This is a genomic window from Sinorhizobium sp. CCBAU 05631 (assembly GCF_002288505.1).
Lineage (GTDB): Bacteria > Pseudomonadota > Alphaproteobacteria > Rhizobiales > Rhizobiaceae > Sinorhizobium > Sinorhizobium fredii_C.
Genome location: NZ_CP023064.1, coordinates 585,582 through 602,005 on the forward strand (window position 1 = coordinate 585,582; position 16,424 = coordinate 602,005).

The window sequence follows — 16,424 nt, forward strand, 5'->3', positions numbered from 1 at the left end:
GCCGATCGCGAGTTGCCTGGTTGTCGCCTACATCGCCCTGCCGTCCAGGCCGAAGACGTGACAGCGGGCGGGATCGAAATAGACCGAAAGATTGGCGCCGCGCTCCACCTTTTGCTGACCTTCGAGCGCGATGGTCAGCTGCTGGCTGTCGGGAGTGATGCCGTAGAGCATGGTCTCGCCGCCGAGATTCTCGACAAGCTCGACATTGACGGCCGCAAGCGCGATGCCGCTGTCGCGGGCCGAGAGATGCTCGGGGCGGATGCCGAAAGTGACTTCCTGCCCTTCTGTTGCGCCGTTGAGGCGGCGCGGCAGGCGGATCGTGCCGCCGCAGACTTCGATTGCCGTTTCGTTTTCGCTGACGCCGCCGATCCGCGCCTTGAGGAAATTCATTTTCGGGCTGCCGATGAAGCCGGCAACGAAGCGGTTGACCGGGTTGTTGTAGAGATCGAGCGGCGCGCCGACCTGCTCGATGCGGCCGGAATTCAGGACGACGATCTTGTCGGCCATGGTCATCGCTTCCACCTGGTCGTGGGTCACGTAGATCATCGTGTTGCCGAGATCGCGGTGGAGCCGGGAGATCTCGACGCGCATCTGGACGCGCAGTTCCGCATCGAGGTTGGAAAGCGGCTCGTCGAACAGGAAGATGCGCGGTTCCCGCACGATCGCCCGGCCGATGGCGACGCGCTGGCGCTGGCCGCCCGATAGCGCCTTCGGCTTGCGGTCGAGGAGCTTCTCGATCTGCAGGATCTCGGCGGCCCGGCGCACCTTCGGCTCGATGTCGGCCTTCCTGTAGCCCGCCGTTTCGAGGCCGAAGGCAAGATTCTTGTAGACCGACATATGCGGGTAGAGCGCATAGGACTGGAACACCATGGCGATGCCGCGCTTGGCCGGCGCCACCTCGTTCATCCGGTCGTTGTCGAGCATCAGCGTGCCGCCGGAAATCTCCTCGAGCCCGGCGATCATCCGAAGCAAGGTGGACTTGCCACAGCCGGACGGACCGACGAAAACGGCGAATTCGCTGGGATCGATGGTGAGGTCGATGCCGTGGATCACGTCGAGCGCGCCATAGCGTTTCTCGACCTTCTGAAGAACGACGCTGGTTGCCATTTCCAATTCCTCCCCTGCGCCTATCGCGTATTGGCGCGCCAATCGGCGTATTTCGGGCTGTCCGGGCCGATCGGCAGTGAAATCTCACGCCCGGTATCCGCCGACTGGTAGATCGCCGTCACCAGTTCCAGCGCCCGCCGAGCATCCTTCGTCGTCACCGGCAGCGGGGCCGCTCCGTTCAAATGGGCGTGGAAATGCGCCATCTGGGTGGTGAAGCGCGGCGACACCGGCTGCCAATTGCCGATCACCTCGTCTATCTGAGATTGGACCGCCTCATTGGCCGCGATGATCTTCCAGGGATCCTTGCCCGGCGTATAGGGTTCATGGCTGCTCTCGAAGGTGACATTCTCGAAATGCAGCCTGAGCCGGCTGATCTGCTCCTGCGACCCGAGCGTGCAGGACAGCGACACGAAGGCGCCGTTCTGCATCAGCAGGCTCGCCGAGGCGCAATCCTCGACCTCGATGTCGTTGACGCGGGTCGCGACTCGGCCGAACACCTTGGAGACCGGACCGAGGAGATGCAGCAGCATGTCATGCAAATGCAGCGCATGGGTGACCAGCACGCCGCCGAGCTCGGTCGCCCATTTGCCGCGCCAGGGGACGGAATAATATTCAGGCTTGCGCAGCCAGTACGTCTCGACCGAACCTACATAGGGCTTGCCGGCAATCCCGGCCTCGATGATACGCTTTGCCTTCTCGATGCCGTCGCCATAGCGATACTGGAAGATTGGCATCAGCACGCCCCGGGCGCGTTTTTCCGCTTCGATGATCTTGTCGACGCCGGCGAGCGAGCCGGTCAGCGGTTTCTCGCAGATGACGTGCTTGCCGGCGGCAAGCGCCGCGATCACCTGCTCGAGATGGATGCCGGGCGGCGTGCAGATGTCGACGATGTCGATCGTCTCATCGGCAAGCACGTCCTCGAAGGAGGTGGTGCGGCTCTCGATGCCGAATTCGTTGCCGAATTCGTTGAGGCGCTCTTCGTTGAGATCGCAGATCGCCTGGACGCGGAACTTGTCCGGATGCGGCAGGTAACCCTCGATCATGTGCAACCGGCCGATGCCGCAGCCGATGATGGCGACTGTCTTTACGCTCATGTCAGTTCTTTTCCCGGTTCTGTTCGGCGATCGCCTGGGCGCGAAGCGCAAGTTCCATGGCCTTGAAGCAGCGTTGCTGCGGCATGGCGGTTTCGGTTCGGTCGCGGATGTCGTCGAGCAGCTGGCGGCCGAAGGGAAGCTCGACTGCCGAGCAGTCGATGTGCTCCACACCATAGCGACCTGCGAGGAAGAGGTGGTTGCCGCCTTCGCGACCGGCGATGTCGACAGTCTTGCGCACCTCGATCGTTCCGGTCGTGCCGACGATGAAGAGCCGGCCGTCGCCCCAGGTCGGCATGCCGTCCGGGGTCAGCCAGTTCACATGGATCATGCCGGTGGCCTCGGCGGTCGAAAGATGAATGTTGCCGGTATCCTGCAGCTCGGGCTCGTCGGGGAGGCTTCGGTTGTCGACGCTCGCCGAAAGGATGGCCGCGTCGTCGGCGCCGGTGAAGAACAGGAACTGCTCGCACTGATGCGAGGCGATGTCGGTGAGGATGCCGCCATATTCTGAGCGGCGGAAGAACCAGTCCGGGCGCGTATCGCGCCGCAGCCGGTGCGGTCCGAGGCCGACGAGGTGCACGACATCGCCGATGGCGCCGGCGGCGACCAGCTCGCCGGCCTTGACCGTCGCCGGGCTTTCGAAATGCTCCGAATAGAGGATCGAGTAGATCCGTCCGGTCTCCGCCTGGACCCGGCGCACCTTGGCGAGCTGCTCGAGGCTCGTCATCCCCGGCTTGTCGGTCAGCACGTCCTTGCCGTGCTGCATGGCGCGGATCGCCAGTTCCGCCCGCTCGGCGGAGACCGCCGCCGTGGTGATGAGGCCGATGCTCTCATCCTCGAGGATTTGGGGGAGCGTCGCGATGCGCGGCGCATCCTTGTAGACGCCGGCAAATTCCGCCGCCAGCGCATCGTCCGGCTCGTGGAAGCCGACGAGGCGGGCGCCGGCGCGCAGCAGGCAATTCACCTGGCCGTAGATATGATTGTGATTGAGGCCGACGGCGGCGAAACGCAATTCGATCATGATGGTCTTTGAACTCCGTCGGTCAGCGTTTCATGCCGGTGGTGGCGATGCCTTCGATCAGCAGGCGCTGGAAGAACAGGAAGAAGAAGAACACAGGCACCAGCGACAGCGTCGACATGGCGAAGAGGCCGCCCCAGTCGGAGGTGCTGCTCGAATCGACGAAGGTTCTTAAGCCCAGCTGGATGGTGTAGGTGTTCATGTCGTTCAGATAGATCAGCGGCCCGAAGAAATCGTCCCAGGTCCAGATGAAGGAGAAGATCGCGGCCGTCGCCAGTACGGGAAGCGACAGCGGCAGCATGATCTTCCAGTAGATGCGCCACGGCCCGCAGCCGTCCATCATCGCCGCCTCGTCGAGCTCGCGCGGAATGCCGCGGAAGAACTGCACCATCAGGAAGATGAAGAAGGCGTCGCTCGCCAGGAACTTCGGCACGACCAGCGGCAGGATGGTGTTGACCCAGCCGAGGTCTAGGAACAGCACATATTGCGGGATGAGGGTGACGTGATAGGGGATCATCATCGTCCCGAGCATCATCGCGAACCAGAAATTGCGGCCGGCAAAGCGCAGCCGCGCGAAGGCGTAGGCCGCAAGCGAGCAGGCGATGACATTGCCCATCACCGTCAGAACTGCGATCACCACGGAGTTCCAGGTGAACCGTCCGAAGCTGACGTCGAGCCCGAACCAGCCGCGGACATAGGAGGCAAAATCCACCGACGAGGGCCAGAGCGTCGTCGAGGAGAAGATCTCGTCCTCCGGCCGGACCGATGCCGAGACCATCCACAAGAGCGGATAGAGCATGGCGAAGGAGGCGGCGATCAGTCCGGCATGGATGAGAACAGAACCGAGGGGGCTGCGGCGATTGGCCGTCGGCGGGGGGGGTGCGGTGATCGAGCTCATGGTCGCGTCAGTCATCGTAGTGCACCCAGTAACGAGAGGTCAGGAACGAGAAGGCCGTGAACAGTCCGATGATCAGCACGAGGATCCAGGCGAGCGCCGAGGCATAGCCCATGCGGAAGTTCCCGAAGGCCTCCTGATAGAGATAGAGCGTGTAGAACAGCGTCGAGTTGATCGGCCCGCCGGTGCCGCCGGAGATGATGAAGGCGGGGGTGAAGGCCTTGAAGGCCTCGATCGTCTGCACGACCGCGTTGAAGAAGATGACCGGGGTGAGCAGCGGCAGGGTGATCTTGTAGAACTGCCGGAACTTTGACGCTCCGTCGAGGCTTGCCGCCTCGTACATGTCGGTCGGGATCTGCCGCAGCCCGGCGAGGAAGATGATCATCGGCGAGCCGAACTGCCAGACGCTCAAGACGACGAGCGTCCAGATCGAATAGTCCGGATGCGAGATCCAGCTCGGGCCCTCGATGCCGAACTGGGCGAGCAGACTATTGATCAGGCCGTCGCCGGCAAAGAGCTGCCGCCAGAGCACGGCGATCGCCACGCTGCCGCCGAGCAGCGACGGCAGGTAGAAGATGGCGCGATAGACCGTGAGGCCCTTGACGCCGCGATCGAGAAGGATGGCGACCAAAAGCGCGAAGGCCAGCTTGAAGGGGACCGACAAGACCACATAGAGGAACGTCACCTTCAGCGAGGCCGCAAACTTCGGATCGGCCGTGGCGATGCGGACGTAATTGGCCGTCCCGACCCACTCCGGAGAGCGGATCAGGTCGAAACTGGTGAAGGAGAGATAGAGCGAGGCGACGGCAGGCCCGAGCGTCAGCCCGAAGAAGCCGACGAGCCACGGCAACAGGAACATGTAGCCGGCACCATGTCTTGTCCAGATGGCGGCGAAGCGGCCCTGTCCGGCGGGGCGCCCCCTGGCGCCCGCACCGACGGCTACGGCGGAATCCTGCACGGCAGCCATAGCCCTTACCCTCGCGACAGGATCTGCGTGACCTCGTTCACCAGCGTCTCGCCGCCCTGCTTCACATCGAGCTGGCCGAAGCCCACCTGTTCGGCGACGGTTCGCAAGGCGAACTCGGCCTCGCCGGCGCCGCTGGGCGGAGGCGGTGGCAGGTCGCCGGCAAGTGCGCCGAGGCCGGAGACGTAGTCGAGCATGGCGCGTCCCAACTCGTCGAGTGTCGGCGCGAGCTTCTCACGCACGGCCGCCGACTCCGGTACGCCACGCTCGACGCCGAGGATTTCGGCGGCCTTGGGGTCGGTGACGAAGAAATTGACATACTTCGCGCCGAGCTCCGGGTCCTTCGTCTGGGCCGAGACCGAGAAGAACATCGACGGCTTGCGGTAGTGGCCGCCTTTGGCATCGTTGCCGATCAAGGGAAAGTTGCTGAGCGCCAGCTTGTCCTTGTTGATGCCCTGATAGGTGACGAACTGGTTGGAATGGGCATAGGAGGCGGCAGCCTTGCCGAGCGACAGCGGACTCGTCTCAGGGGTATACTGATCGAGCGCCTGGATATCCGGCGGCACGCAGGCCTTGGCTTCGCGCATGGCCGCCCACATGGCGAACCAGTCGGCGGCGTCGTTCGCGTCATAGGCGATCTTGCCGTCGGCCGTGAAGAGCGCCTTCCCACGCTGGCGCAGCCAGTTTTCCAGGAGCGGTTCAACGCCGCTGCCGTCGGCGATACCGTAGAAGCCCTTGCGCTTGCCGGCCTTGGTGATCTCGGCGCCGATCCTTGCCAGATCGTCCCAGGTGGTCGCCGGCGTCGGTAGATCGATGCCGGCTTCCTCGAAGGCGACGGTGTTGACCATCATCGCCGCCGAATTGGCGCCGAGGCTGATGCCGTAGAGCTTGCCGTCGACGCTGCCGCCCTCGATCTGCACCTTGTCGAAATCCTCGACTTTCAGCACCGAGCCGAGATAATCGTTGAGGGGCGCCAGCGCGCCGCGCCGGGCATACTCGACGATGTAGCGATAGTCCATCTGGATGATATCCGGCGCGTTGCGGCCGGCGACCTGGGTCGCAAGCCGGGGCCAGTAGTCGCTCCAGCCGAGGAACTCGCCGTTAATGGCGACGCCCGAGTTCTGTTCCTGAAAGAGCTGGTTGACCTTGTTGGTGCGGTCGGCGCGGGCCTGCGAGCCCCACCACAGCATTCTCAGCCGCGCTTCCTGAGAAAGCGCACTCGATGCCAGCATGGAATATGAAAGAAGTGCCGCCCCTCCGGCGAGCACGCTGCGTCTGGTCATGCGCATTGTCATTGGTTCCTCCTCCCTCAGGAACGCCTCCACAACGTTCCGTTCCCTGGTTTCGTTACGCCGTCCTCTTGCAACAAATAACTAATTGGTTACAAACTATGGACAAGCGATGAGCCTGTCAAGCAGTTGTGTGCGAAGGTATCATTATCTTGTAATATTTTTTTACAATGTCGCACCGATCGCCACGGCTGGCAAGAGGTGCCGGAGGTGGCGGAATGAACAAGGTGCAGGCGGAAGGGAAAGCGAAAAAGGCAGGCGTTGGCGGCCGGGCGGAGCGGGCCGGAAGCCGCGACCCGGAGCGCACGCGCGCCTCGATCCTCGCCGCCGCGACAGTCGAGTTCGCCGAGAACGGCATCGGCGGCGCCCGGGTCGATGCGATTGCCGAGCGGGCCGGCACCAACAAGCGCATGCTCTATCACTATTTCGGCGACAAGGAGCAGCTCTACCTTGCCGTTCTGGAAGAGGCCTATATCGGCATCCGTACGGCCGAAAGATCGTTGAACTTGAGCGACTTGGCACCGGAGCAGGGGGTGGCGGAGCTTGCCATGTTCACCTGGAAATACTTCCGGGAGCACCCGGAGTTTTTGAGCCTTCTCGGCACCGAGAACCTGCACGGTGCCCGCTGGCTGCGCCAGTCGACGCGACTCAAGGAACTGCATTCGCATTTCATCGACAAGCTCGCCGACCTGCTCGATCGCGGCAAGGCGAAGGGTCTGTTCCGCGTCGATGCCGATCCGTTGAACGTCTATCTGACGATTGCCGCGCTCGGCTATTTCTATCTCTCCAACCGGCACACGCTGACGACGATTTTTGGCCGGGACCTCATGGAGGAGGCCAATCTCGAGGACTGGAGACGTCACATCGTCCAGGTGACTCTGGCCTCCATTCGCCGCTGAATTGCAGTCCTGTCGTTTTTAATGTTGACAAGTGGGATTTTTCTCTGCCACAAAGTAACTGTTTAGTTACTGGCTTTGGGAGGGCTGGTCCACTCCCACGAGGCCTGTCAGGGAGGGAAGCCGCATGCCACGTTTGGGGATAATTCTGCACGGTGTCACGGGCCGGATGGGCTACAACCAGCACCTCGTGCGCTCGATACTGGCCATTCGCGATAAGGGCGGCATCGCGCTCACATCCGGCGAGCGGCTGGAGATCGATCCGATCATCGTCGGGCGCAACCGCGACAAGATGGAGCAACTGGCAAAGCGCCACAACATCGCCCGCTGGACGACCGACCTCGACGCCGCCCTGGCCGATCCGAACGACCAGATCTTCTTCGATGCTGGCACGACGCTGATGCGCGCCGAACTGATCAGCAGGGCGCTCGATGCAGGCAAGCATGTCTATTGCGAGAAGCCAATCTCCGATGACCTGAAGGTGGCGGTAAAACTGGCCCGCAAGGCGCGGGCCTCTGGTCTGAAGCATGGCGTGGTGCAGGACAAACTGTTCCTGCCCGGCCTGCGCAAGCTGGCGCTGCTCAAGGAGTCGGGCTTCTTCGGCAAGATTCTCTCGGTGCGCGGTGAGTTCGGCTATTGGGTTTTCGAGGGAGACTGGGGCGTGCCGGCCCAGCGGCCCTCCTGGAATTACCGGAAGAACGATGGCGGCGGCATCATTCTCGATATGCTCTGCCATTGGCGTTATGTGCTCGACAATCTCTTCGGCGAGGTCAAGGCCGTCTCCTGCCTCGGGGCGACCCATATTCCGCGCCGCGTCGACGAGCAGGGCCGGACCTATGATTGCGATACCGACGACGCGGCCTATGCCACCTTCGAGCTCGAGGGCGGCGTGATCGCGCAGATCAATTCCTCCTGGGCCGTGCGCGTCCGCCGTGATGATCTCGTTACCTTCCAGGTCGACGGGACGCATGGCTCGGCCGTCGCCGGGCTGACGAAGTGCTGGACCCAGCACCGCGTCAACACGCCGAAGCCGGTTTGGAACCCGGACCAGCCGCAGACCATCGATTTTTACAAGACCTGGGACGAGGTGCCGGACACGCAGATCTTCGACAATGGCTTCAAGGCGCAATGGGAAATGTTCCTGCGTCACGTCGCCGAGGATGCGCCCTGGCCCTACGGCCTCGAGGCCGGCGCCAAGGGCGTGCAGCTTGCCGAGCTCGGGCTGAAGTCCTGGGAAGAGCGCCGCTGGCTCGATGTTCCGGAACTGGAGTTCTGAGCCATGGCGAGCATCGATCTTCCCCTCGAAGGCAGGCTCGTCCGCTACGAGCTCAGCGGCCGGCCGGTTCCGCTCAGGAAGCGGGATGCGGCGGCCTTCCCGCGCGTAGCCTTCGCGGCGGCACATGTCGTCGCCGATCCGCTCGCCGACAACGATCCGTGGCTCAATCCGGCAATCGATTGGGAGCGGACGCTCGCCTTCCGCCACCGGCTTTGGGACCTCGGCCTCGGGGTCGCCGAAGCGATGGACACCGCCCAGCGCGGCATGGGGCTTGGCTGGCCGGAGGCCCGCGAGCTCATCCGCCGGGCGCTTGCCGAAGCCCGCGGTCGGCCGGGTGCGCTTATTGCCTGCGGTGCCGGCACAGACCATCTGACGCCCGGCCCGGAGGTGACGATCGACGACATCCTCGAGGCCTATGAGAGCCAAATCGAGACGATCGAAGCCGAAGGCGGGCGGATCATCCTGATGGCTAGCCGTGCGCTCGCCGCGGCCGCCAGGAGCCCGGACGACTATGTCCGTGTCTATGACCGGGTCCTCTCGCAGGTGAAGCAGCCGGTGATCATCCATTGGCTCGGCGAGATGTTCGACCCGGCGCTTCAAGGCTATTGGGGCAATGCGGACCACATGGAGGCGATGAAGACCTGTCTCAAGGTCATCGAGGCGCATGCGGAAAAGGTCGACGGCGTCAAGATCTCGCTGCTTTCCAGGGAGAAGGAGATCGCCATGCGCCGGCAACTGCCGAAGGGCGCGCGCATGTATACCGGCGACGACTTCAACTATGCCGAACTGATCGCCGGCGACGACCAGGGCCATTCCGACGCGCTGCTCGGCATCTTCGACGCGATCGCGCCGGTGGCATCGGCCGCGCTGGAGGCTCTCGGCCACGGCCGGAACGGCGACTTCTTCGAACTGCTCGAGCCGACCGTGCCGCTGTCTCGGCATATCTTCAAGGCGCCGACGCGCTTCTACAAGACCGGGGTCGTGTTCCTCGCCTATCTGAACGGCTTGCAGGATCACTTCGCGATGATCGGCGGTCAGCAGAGTGCCCGCTCGCTTGCTCATCTTGCCGAACTCTTCCGGCTGGCGGACAGGGCAGGCGCTCTCGCCGATCCGGAACTGGCGCTCGCGCGCATGAAGCGCGTACTCGCCGTTCACGGCATTGACTGAGGCGGGCATGAGCGAAGTTCATCGCATCAGGCTCGTCGAAGCGGAAGTCTTCGAGCGGCCGGTCGACTTCCGTTTTCCCTTCCGCTTCGGCGCGGCGCGTGTCGAGAACACGCCGCAGGTTTTCGTTCGGGTGCGGATCGAGGATGAACGCGGCCGCTCGGGCGCCGGCTGGTCGGCCGAGATGATGATGCCGAAATGGTTCGACAAGAACCCGGAATTGTCGCCCGGAGAGAATGTCGAGCAGCTCCGCATGTCGCTTCGCCTGGCGATTGGGGGGTTGCGGTCGCTGAAGGCTGATACGGCATTCGGCTTGCATGCCGCCGCGGAGGCGGACCATCACCGAAATGCGGCGCGGCACGGCCTGCCCGCGTTGGTCGCCTCCTATGGGCTGGCGCTTGTAGACCGCGCCATCATCGATGCAATGTGCCGCATGAACGGCGTCAGCGCCGCAGAGGCAGTCACGCGCAATCTGCTCGGGATATCCGACGCCACCGCGCCCGATCTCGCCGGTTTCGATTTGCCTCGCTTCCTGTCGCGCCTGGCGCCTTCGCCGACGCTGGCCGTCCGCCACACGATCGGCCTTGCGGACGCCTTGGGTACGGCCGACCTGGAACCCGGCCAGCGGCTCGAAGACGGGCTGCCGCAGACGCTCGACGAGGTGATCGCCGCCTACGGCCACCGCTGGTTCAAGATCAAGGTTTCCGGCCGTCCCGCCGAAGATTGCGAGCGGCTCGTCGCGATCGCCGCGGTGCTCGATCACAATGGTGAAGATTATCGCGTGACGCTCGACGGCAACGAGCAGTTCGAACGCGGCGAAATGGTCGCCGACCTTCTCGACCGGATCGAGAAGGAACCCCGCCTGAAAAGGCTGCGGGCATCCGTGCTGTTCTTCGAGCAGCCGATCGCGCGCGCCGAGGCGCTGTCGAAATCGGTGGCGGCGATCGCCGAGCGCCTGCCGCTCGAGATCGACGAGTCCGATGGCGATGTCGGATCCTTTCTGCGGGCCCGCGAGCTTGGCTATGCCGGCATCTCGTCAAAATCCTGCAAAGGCTTTTATCGCTCGCTGATCAATCGCGCCCGCGTCGAGAAATGGAATGGCCATGCCGGCAACAGCCGCTACTTCATGTCCGCCGAGGATCTGACGACGCAGGCCGGTCTTGGCCTTCAACAGGATCTCGTGCTGGCAGCGCTGATAGGCGCCGGGCATATCGAGCGCAACGGCCATCACTATGTCGACGGCATGGGGCGAGCGCCGGCAGCGGAGCAGGGCGCCTATCTTGCCGCTCATGGCGAGCTTTACGAAAGCGCCGCCCGACGGGCGCGTCTCGCCATCCGAAACGGCGAAATCACCTTCGCATCCGTCTTGAGGGCGGCCGGCCTCGGCTCCTCGGTCGAGCCGGACTGGGCGTCGATGACGGGCTGAGAAACCGGGAGGAGAACAGCATGCAGGTCGAGGGTCTTTCCATCAATCTGGCGACGATCCGTCAGCAATGCGGCTTCGCCGAGGCTGTGGATGTCTGCCTGAAGCACGGCATCACGGCAATCGCGCCCTGGCGCGACCAGGTAGCGGCGATCGGTCTTAACGAGGCCGCCCGCATCGTCCGTTCCAACGGGCTGAAGCTGACCGGCCTGTGCCGCGGCGGCTTCTTTCCGGCGGCGGATGCCGCCGGCCGCGAGAAGGCGCTTGACGACAACAGGCGCGCCATCGACGAGGCGGCGGCGCTCGGTGCGGACTGCCTGGTCCTCGTCGTCGGCGGCCTTCCCGACGGATCGAAGGACATCGATCGAGCGCGACGGATGGTCGAGGAGGGCATCGCCGCCGTGCTGCCGCATGCGCGCGCCGCGGGCGTGCCGCTGGCGATCGAGCCGCTCCACCCGATGTATGCGGCCGACCGGGCCTGCGTGAACACGCTCGACCAGGCGCTCGACATCTGCGAGACGCTGGGCGCGGGCGTCGGCATCGCGATCGACGTCTACCATGTCTGGTGGGATCCCAATCTCGCCAACCAGATCGCCCGGGCCGGCCGAATGAGGGCGATCCTCGCGCATCACATCTGCGATTGGCTGGTGCCGACGAAGGACATGCTCACCGATCGCGGCATGATGGGCGACGGCGTCATCGACCTCAAGGAAATCCGCGGCATGATCGAGGCGGCGGATTTCCTTGGAGCCCAGGAGGTCGAGATCTTCTCCGCCGACAACTGGTGGAAACGCCCGGCCGAGGAGGTGATCGCCACCTGCGTCGAACGCTTCCGAAGCTGCTGCTGAGATGGTGAACTCGGATATGCATCTTACAAGTAGAAGGCGGACGTCCGGGTTTATCGGTTGACTTTCGCCGATATCGGCCGCTAACATGTATTCTAAATTTACATGTTGTTCTTTCTGCCGCCGGTCGTGCGGTGCCACTCCAGACAGGATTGCGTGAGAGATGATGGATGACAAACGCCGTTTTGCGCTGGTCGGCACCGGCAACCGCGGCACCACCATGTGGGGCAAGGACCTTCTCGCCGGTTGGCGCGGGTTCGTCGATCTGGTCGCCATAGCCGATACCAATGCGCTGCGGGCGGAGCGTGCCCGCACGATGATCGCCAGCAATGCGCCGATCTATGGCGACGTCGACGCGATGCTGACTGAGACGCGGCCGGACCTGGTGATCGTCTGCACCCCGGACGACACCCATGACGACATCGTCGTCAAGGCGCTCGAATCCGGCGCCGACGTCATCACCGAGAAGCCGATGGCGACGACGGTCGAAAAAATCCGCCGCATTCTCGATGTGGAGGAGCGCACCGGCCAGCGTGTGGATGTCTCCTTCAACTACCGCTTCGCGCCGACGGCGGCGCGCATCAAGGAACTCATCAACGCCGGAGAGATCGGCCGCGTCACCTCGGTCGACTTCCACTGGTATCTCGATACCCGCCACGGGGCCGACTATTTCCGCCGCTGGCATGCCTACACGGACCGCTCCGGCAGCCTCTTCGTGCACAAGGCGACGCACCATTTCGACCTTTTAAACTGGTATCTCGACAGCGACCCGGAAACGGTCAGCGCCTTTGCCGAACTGCAGATGTATGGCCGCAAGGGGCCGTTCCGAGGCCCGCGCTGCAAGCTCTGTCCCCACAAGGCAAGCTGCGACTTCTATCTGGATATCAGTGCCGATCCGTTCCTCGACGCGCTTTACGAGCAGCCTTCGGAGATCGACGGCTATTTCCGCGACGGTTGCGTCTTCCGCGAAGACATCGACATTCCCGACACGATGGTCGCAAACATCCGCTACCGCAACGACGTCCATGTCTCCTATTCGCTGAACACCTTCCAGCCGATCGAGGGCCATCACATCGCCTTCAACGGAACGAAGGGCCGGATCGAGCTGCGCCAATACGAGGACCAGCCCTGGGAGACGCCGCCGGAGGACGTCATCCTGCTGGTTCGCAATTTCCCCAAGGGCCAGCCGCCCGTCGAGCGCATCAAGGTGGCGCATTCTTCCGGCGGGCACTATGGCGGCGACGATCGCATGCGCAACATGATCTTCAAGCCCGGCATCGCCGACCCACTTGGACAACGCGCCGGCGCCCGGGCAGGGGCGCTATCGGTTCTCTGCGGTATCGCCGCGCTGGAAAGCTCGCGCAGCGGAACACAGGTACGGCTGGCCGATCTTATGCCGGATCTCTTCAAGGAGCGGTCCGTGGCGCGGTTTGCGGCGCAGTCCTCGGCCTCCGGCGGACGCCGATAACGTCGGGCTGGAGAGCTTCCGCTTCGTTCCGAGACCGGATTACGCTATCGGTCGGCTCGCACCTCGACCTCGTAAACGGAGCGCTCCGATGCCGATGAAGCGAAGAACGATCATTCTCGGCGGCGGCGCCCTTGTTGCGGGAGCCGGGATCGCCTTCATGGCCCGCAGCCGCAGCGGCGAGCCGATCTCCCTCCAGGGCTTTGATTGGAAGGCGTCGGACTTCCGCGGGGGCGGCACGGCGGGGATCACCGGTGCACTGCCGGAGCCGATCTTCCGCGCCGAGCCGCAATGCATCGCGACGCTTGCCCAGACGCTCGGCCCCTGCCACACGAACGATGTGCCGGTCCGCAGCGATGTCACCGAGGGCGTAACGGGATTGCCGACCCGCATCAGCCTTCGCCTTGTCGAGGCGTCGACCTGCAAGCCTGTCGAGGGAGCGGATGTCGAGATATGGCATGCGGATGCGCGCGGCGTCTATTCGGGCGAGGCGGCGACGATGTGCAATGCCGACGATGCCGAGGCCAGAGCCACCAGCTTCCTGCGCGGCCGGCAGGTCAGCGATGCCAATGGCGTCGTCAGCTTCCTCACCGTTTATCCCGGCTGGTATCCGAGCCGTGCCGTCCATATTCATCTGCGCATTCTGCTCGGCGACCGCGAATTGCTCGTCAGCCAGCTTCTCTTCGACGACGCCTTGAGCAATCTCGTCTATCAGGGGCATCCGGACTATGCGGCGCGGCCGGTGCGCGCCACCATGAACGGCGGTGATACGGTGTTCGCCTCGAGCGATGCCGCTCGGTTCATCTTCGATTTCGAGAAGCTCGATACCGGCGTGCTGCAGGCAAGCTATACGATCGGCGTTGCGGCCTGATCCCGCTGCTCCACCCGCTGAAAGAAGCCCGCGAGCCAAGCTCGGCGAGATCGGGGCGACTGGAACGCTTTTGATCCTTGCTTTGTGCCTGTCGTTGTCCCAAAACGGCTGCACAGTTTGGCGACAAGCATTCGAAAAGGACCTGACGTCGATGAACGATCCCGTCGATATTGTCATCTACCACAATCCAGCCTGCGGCACCTCGCGCAACACGCTGGCGATGATCCGCAATGCCGGCATCGAACCGCAGGTGATCGAATATCTGAAGACGCCGCCAAGCCGTGTCGAGCTTCAGCAGCTGATCGCACGCATGGGCATTTCGACGCGTGAGCTGTTGCGCGAGAAGGGGACACCCTATGTCGAGCTCGGCCTTTCGGATAGGAACCTGACCGACGACCAGCTTCTCGACGCGATGCTCGCGCATCCGATCCTGATCAATCGGCCGATTGTCGTTTCGCCGCTCGGGGTAAAACTGTGTCGCCCGTCGGAATCGGTGCTGGATATCCTGCCTAGCGGGCAGCAGGGCGCCTTCGCGAAGGAGGACGGCGAAGTCGTCGTCGATGCGAGCGGCCGCCGCGTCCAGCCATAAGAAGAGCGCTGCTCGCGCGGCGGGCTTTCTGGCCAGTTTTGCCGGGATCGCTCAAGTTGTAAGTATTTTCTGCACGGCGACTTAAAGCCTCGCCGGTACGGTGCTCCCATCTGATCGGAGGGGAGTGCGAGCCGTGAAAGTGCAAGGGAAGATTTCGTCCGGGTCATTCGGCAGCGGGAACTTGGTGCGTTGCGCGCTCGCCGTGCTTCTGGCCGCGACGCTCACTGGGTGCTCGACCACTGCGGACCAAAGCATCAAGACCGCCTCGCTGACGAAAGAGGTCGGCTATGCCGTGCCGGCCAAGAAGACTGCCAGGATCAAGCCTGTTATCGCAACCCAGCGGGCGGCCAAGGTTGTGCGCACCACCTATCTCGGCCGCGCCCCCTATATCTGCACGCCGAGCGGGTTCGGCAGAACGTCAAGCTGCTTCTTGAGATAGGGGCGGAGTTGCGCGCCGAGGCCGTGGGCTCATCTGCGGAGCCGGATTTTGCGCCGGCTCGGGAATGCGCAACTCCTACTGCATGTCTCCGGTGAGACGCGGACATGCAGATTCTAATCAATTGGATGTCTCTCGAACGACGCGCCAGTCCGGCCGGCCATAACCGTCCGGCCAGTCATAGATTTCACGATCGTTGAAGTAGACGACGGCGGTGAGCGCGGGGAATTCGGTGTGGCGCTTTGCCACGTTTTCGGCCCAGCCGTTGACATAGGAGGCATCGCCTTCATAGCCGAGTTCGGCAACGATGATCGGTTTGCCGTAGGTCTTGACGCGCTCGTAGCCCGGCGCCAGTCGCTCGACGAAGGTCTGATCGCGGCCGGTCTTGTCCTGATCGTATTTCTGATAGCCGAAGACCGAGAGGCCGATGACGTCGACGACGTCGTCACCGGGATAGAAGGCCTCGAGCCCCTCGTTGCCTTTGGGCGACCACATGAACTTCGCATCTTTCAGATGCTCGCGGCAGACCTTGACTATCCGGCGAAAGGCGGCGGCGAATTCCGTGCCCTGCCAGTGCGCCCAGGAGAACTGGTTGTCCGTCTCGTCCATTTCCTGGCCCCAGCGGATGATGAGCGGGCTTTTCAGCATGGCAGCCGTTGAGCAGACCGCAGCCATGTTCTGGTCTCGCTCCCCGCCGAGAATGCTTTTGAGCAGCCCCTGCGACGACAGGCGCCATTTGGGCGACCAGGACCAGGGCTCGATGGTGATCATCAACGTACGTCCGCGCGCGTGGGCGTATTCATCGGCTATGTTCAAGGTTGTGAGATCGACGTCTTCCCAGGGCAGGAAGAGGTGTTCAATCCTGGAAGCCGACTGCTCCTCGAAGTCTCCATGCGGATCATAGGCACCGAAGGTGATCGAGTCTTGGGTGAAGATCGGCCGCTTGTCTATTGTTTCGGCTGCATTTCCGGCACGACCGCCGGGGGAGCTCGCCGCCAGCACGGCCCCTGAGAGCATGAGGCTGGCAAGGGCGAAGCCGATTGTCCTTGATGTCCTGTTCATCCTGTCGCTCCATCTGCGGTCTGTTTCATGGTC

General features: G+C 63.4%; 16 protein-coding genes. 9 read left to right on the forward strand and 7 right to left on the reverse strand.

Annotated features, from left to right (window positions below):
• Positions 1-27: 27 nt before the first annotated feature.
• The 6 genes from ugpC to SS05631_RS22370 are packed head-to-tail and all read right to left on the reverse strand — an operon-like array spanning position 28 to position 6,370.
• The gene (gene ugpC, locus SS05631_RS22345) at positions 28-1,107 is read right to left on the reverse strand and encodes a sn-glycerol-3-phosphate ABC transporter ATP-binding protein UgpC (RefSeq protein ID WP_037419455.1); all 1,080 of its coding nucleotides are present in this window, start codon (positions 1,105-1,107) and stop codon (positions 28-30) included.
• 20 nt (positions 1,108-1,127) lie between these two features.
• Positions 1,128-2,201, reverse strand: coding sequence for a Gfo/Idh/MocA family oxidoreductase (locus SS05631_RS22350; RefSeq protein ID WP_037419457.1), 1,074 nt, complete (start codon positions 2,199-2,201; stop codon positions 1,128-1,130).
• Between the two features lies 1 nt (position 2,202).
• Entirely contained in the window at positions 2,203-3,219 is a 1,017-nt protein-coding gene (locus tag SS05631_RS22355) for a Gfo/Idh/MocA family oxidoreductase (RefSeq protein WP_037419460.1), read from the reverse strand.
• Positions 3,220-3,241: 22 nt separating this feature from the next.
• A complete protein-coding gene (locus SS05631_RS22360) occupies positions 3,242-4,129 on the reverse strand; it encodes a carbohydrate ABC transporter permease (RefSeq protein ID WP_037419463.1) in 888 nt (295 codons plus the stop codon).
• Entirely contained in the window at positions 4,122-5,078 is a 957-nt protein-coding gene (locus SS05631_RS22365; protein ID WP_037419468.1) for a sugar ABC transporter permease, read from the reverse strand. Before SS05631_RS22365 ends, SS05631_RS22360 begins: the two co-directional genes overlap by 8 nt.
• Before the next feature lie 5 nt (positions 5,079-5,083).
• Entirely contained in the window at positions 5,084-6,370 is a 1,287-nt protein-coding gene (locus tag SS05631_RS22370; protein ID WP_037419471.1) for an ABC transporter substrate-binding protein, read from the reverse strand.
• A gap of 212 nt (positions 6,371-6,582) precedes the next feature.
• On the opposite strand from SS05631_RS22370, the gene SS05631_RS22375 reads away from it, so the two are divergent.
• From SS05631_RS22375 to SS05631_RS22415, 9 genes are all read left to right on the forward strand, one after another.
• Positions 6,583-7,263, forward strand: coding sequence for a TetR/AcrR family transcriptional regulator (locus tag SS05631_RS22375; RefSeq protein WP_037419473.1), 681 nt, complete (start codon positions 6,583-6,585; stop codon positions 7,261-7,263).
• A gap of 124 nt (positions 7,264-7,387) precedes the next feature.
• Positions 7,388-8,536 carry a Gfo/Idh/MocA family oxidoreductase gene (locus SS05631_RS22380; RefSeq protein ID WP_037419476.1) on the forward strand — a complete coding sequence of 383 codons (1,149 nt, stop codon included), beginning with the start codon at positions 7,388-7,390 and terminating at the stop codon, positions 8,534-8,536.
• Positions 8,537-8,539: 3 nt separating this feature from the next.
• Positions 8,540-9,703, forward strand: coding sequence for a dihydrodipicolinate synthase family protein (locus tag SS05631_RS22385; protein WP_037419479.1), 1,164 nt, complete (start codon positions 8,540-8,542; stop codon positions 9,701-9,703).
• 7 nt (positions 9,704-9,710) lie between these two features.
• Positions 9,711-11,126: an enolase C-terminal domain-like protein gene (locus tag SS05631_RS22390; protein WP_095678067.1), complete on the forward strand. Its 1,416-nt coding sequence runs from the start codon at positions 9,711-9,713 to the stop codon at positions 11,124-11,126.
• 20 nt (positions 11,127-11,146) lie between these two features.
• The gene (locus SS05631_RS22395) at positions 11,147-11,971 is read left to right on the forward strand and encodes a sugar phosphate isomerase/epimerase family protein (protein WP_037419537.1); all 825 of its coding nucleotides are present in this window, start codon (positions 11,147-11,149) and stop codon (positions 11,969-11,971) included.
• A 160-nt stretch (positions 11,972-12,131) separates the two neighbouring features.
• Entirely contained in the window at positions 12,132-13,436 is a 1,305-nt protein-coding gene (locus tag SS05631_RS22400) for a Gfo/Idh/MocA family oxidoreductase (RefSeq protein ID WP_083854058.1), read from the forward strand.
• Positions 13,437-13,530: 94 nt separating this feature from the next.
• On the forward strand, positions 13,531-14,304 hold the full coding sequence (locus tag SS05631_RS22405; protein WP_037419735.1) for an intradiol ring-cleavage dioxygenase: 774 nt from the start codon (positions 13,531-13,533) through the stop codon (positions 14,302-14,304).
• 151 nt (positions 14,305-14,455) lie between these two features.
• Positions 14,456-14,893, forward strand: a complete 438-nt coding sequence (arsC, locus tag SS05631_RS22410) for an arsenate reductase (glutaredoxin) (protein WP_037419541.1) — start codon at positions 14,456-14,458, stop codon at positions 14,891-14,893.
• A gap of 139 nt (positions 14,894-15,032) precedes the next feature.
• Complete coding sequence (locus SS05631_RS22415; RefSeq protein ID WP_234819760.1) at positions 15,033-15,332, forward strand: hypothetical protein; 300 nt, start codon at positions 15,033-15,035, stop codon at positions 15,330-15,332.
• A 117-nt stretch (positions 15,333-15,449) separates the two neighbouring features.
• On the opposite strand, the gene SS05631_RS22420 is transcribed toward SS05631_RS22415, so the two are convergent.
• Positions 15,450-16,391: a glycoside hydrolase family 26 protein gene (locus SS05631_RS22420; protein WP_037419547.1), complete on the reverse strand. Its 942-nt coding sequence runs from the start codon at positions 16,389-16,391 to the stop codon at positions 15,450-15,452.
• Positions 16,392-16,424 lie beyond the last annotated feature (33 nt).

Excerpts from the sequence above, each read along its gene's own strand:
- SS05631_RS22420 (WP_037419547.1), bottom strand. The coding sequence starts at position 16,391 with ATGAACAGGACATCAAGGACAATCGGCTTCGCCCTTGCCAGCCTCATG.
- arsC (WP_037419541.1), top strand. The coding sequence starts at position 14,456 with ATGAACGATCCCGTCGATATTGTCATCTACCACAATCCAGCCTGCGGC.
- SS05631_RS22365 (WP_037419468.1), bottom strand. The coding sequence starts at position 5,078 with ATGGCTGCCGTGCAGGATTCCGCCGTAGCCGTCGGTGCGGGCGCCAGG.
- SS05631_RS22370 (WP_037419471.1), bottom strand. The coding sequence starts at position 6,370 with ATGACAATGCGCATGACCAGACGCAGCGTGCTCGCCGGAGGGGCGGCA.
- SS05631_RS22375 (WP_037419473.1), top strand. The coding sequence starts at position 6,583 with ATGAACAAGGTGCAGGCGGAAGGGAAAGCGAAAAAGGCAGGCGTTGGC.
- SS05631_RS22390 (WP_095678067.1), top strand. The coding sequence starts at position 9,711 with ATGAGCGAAGTTCATCGCATCAGGCTCGTCGAAGCGGAAGTCTTCGAG.
- SS05631_RS22405 (WP_037419735.1), top strand. The coding sequence starts at position 13,531 with ATGAAGCGAAGAACGATCATTCTCGGCGGCGGCGCCCTTGTTGCGGGA.
- SS05631_RS22380 (WP_037419476.1), top strand. The coding sequence starts at position 7,388 with ATGCCACGTTTGGGGATAATTCTGCACGGTGTCACGGGCCGGATGGGC.
- SS05631_RS22395 (WP_037419537.1), top strand. The coding sequence starts at position 11,147 with ATGCAGGTCGAGGGTCTTTCCATCAATCTGGCGACGATCCGTCAGCAA.
- SS05631_RS22350 (WP_037419457.1), bottom strand. The coding sequence starts at position 2,201 with ATGAGCGTAAAGACAGTCGCCATCATCGGCTGCGGCATCGGCCGGTTG.
- SS05631_RS22360 (WP_037419463.1), bottom strand. The coding sequence starts at position 4,129 with ATGACTGACGCGACCATGAGCTCGATCACCGCACCCCCCCCGCCGACG.
- ugpC (WP_037419455.1), bottom strand. The coding sequence starts at position 1,107 with ATGGCAACCAGCGTCGTTCTTCAGAAGGTCGAGAAACGCTATGGCGCG.
- SS05631_RS22385 (WP_037419479.1), top strand. The coding sequence starts at position 8,540 with ATGGCGAGCATCGATCTTCCCCTCGAAGGCAGGCTCGTCCGCTACGAG.
- SS05631_RS22355 (WP_037419460.1), bottom strand. The coding sequence starts at position 3,219 with ATGATCGAATTGCGTTTCGCCGCCGTCGGCCTCAATCACAATCATATC.
- SS05631_RS22400 (WP_083854058.1), top strand. The coding sequence starts at position 12,132 with ATGATGGATGACAAACGCCGTTTTGCGCTGGTCGGCACCGGCAACCGC.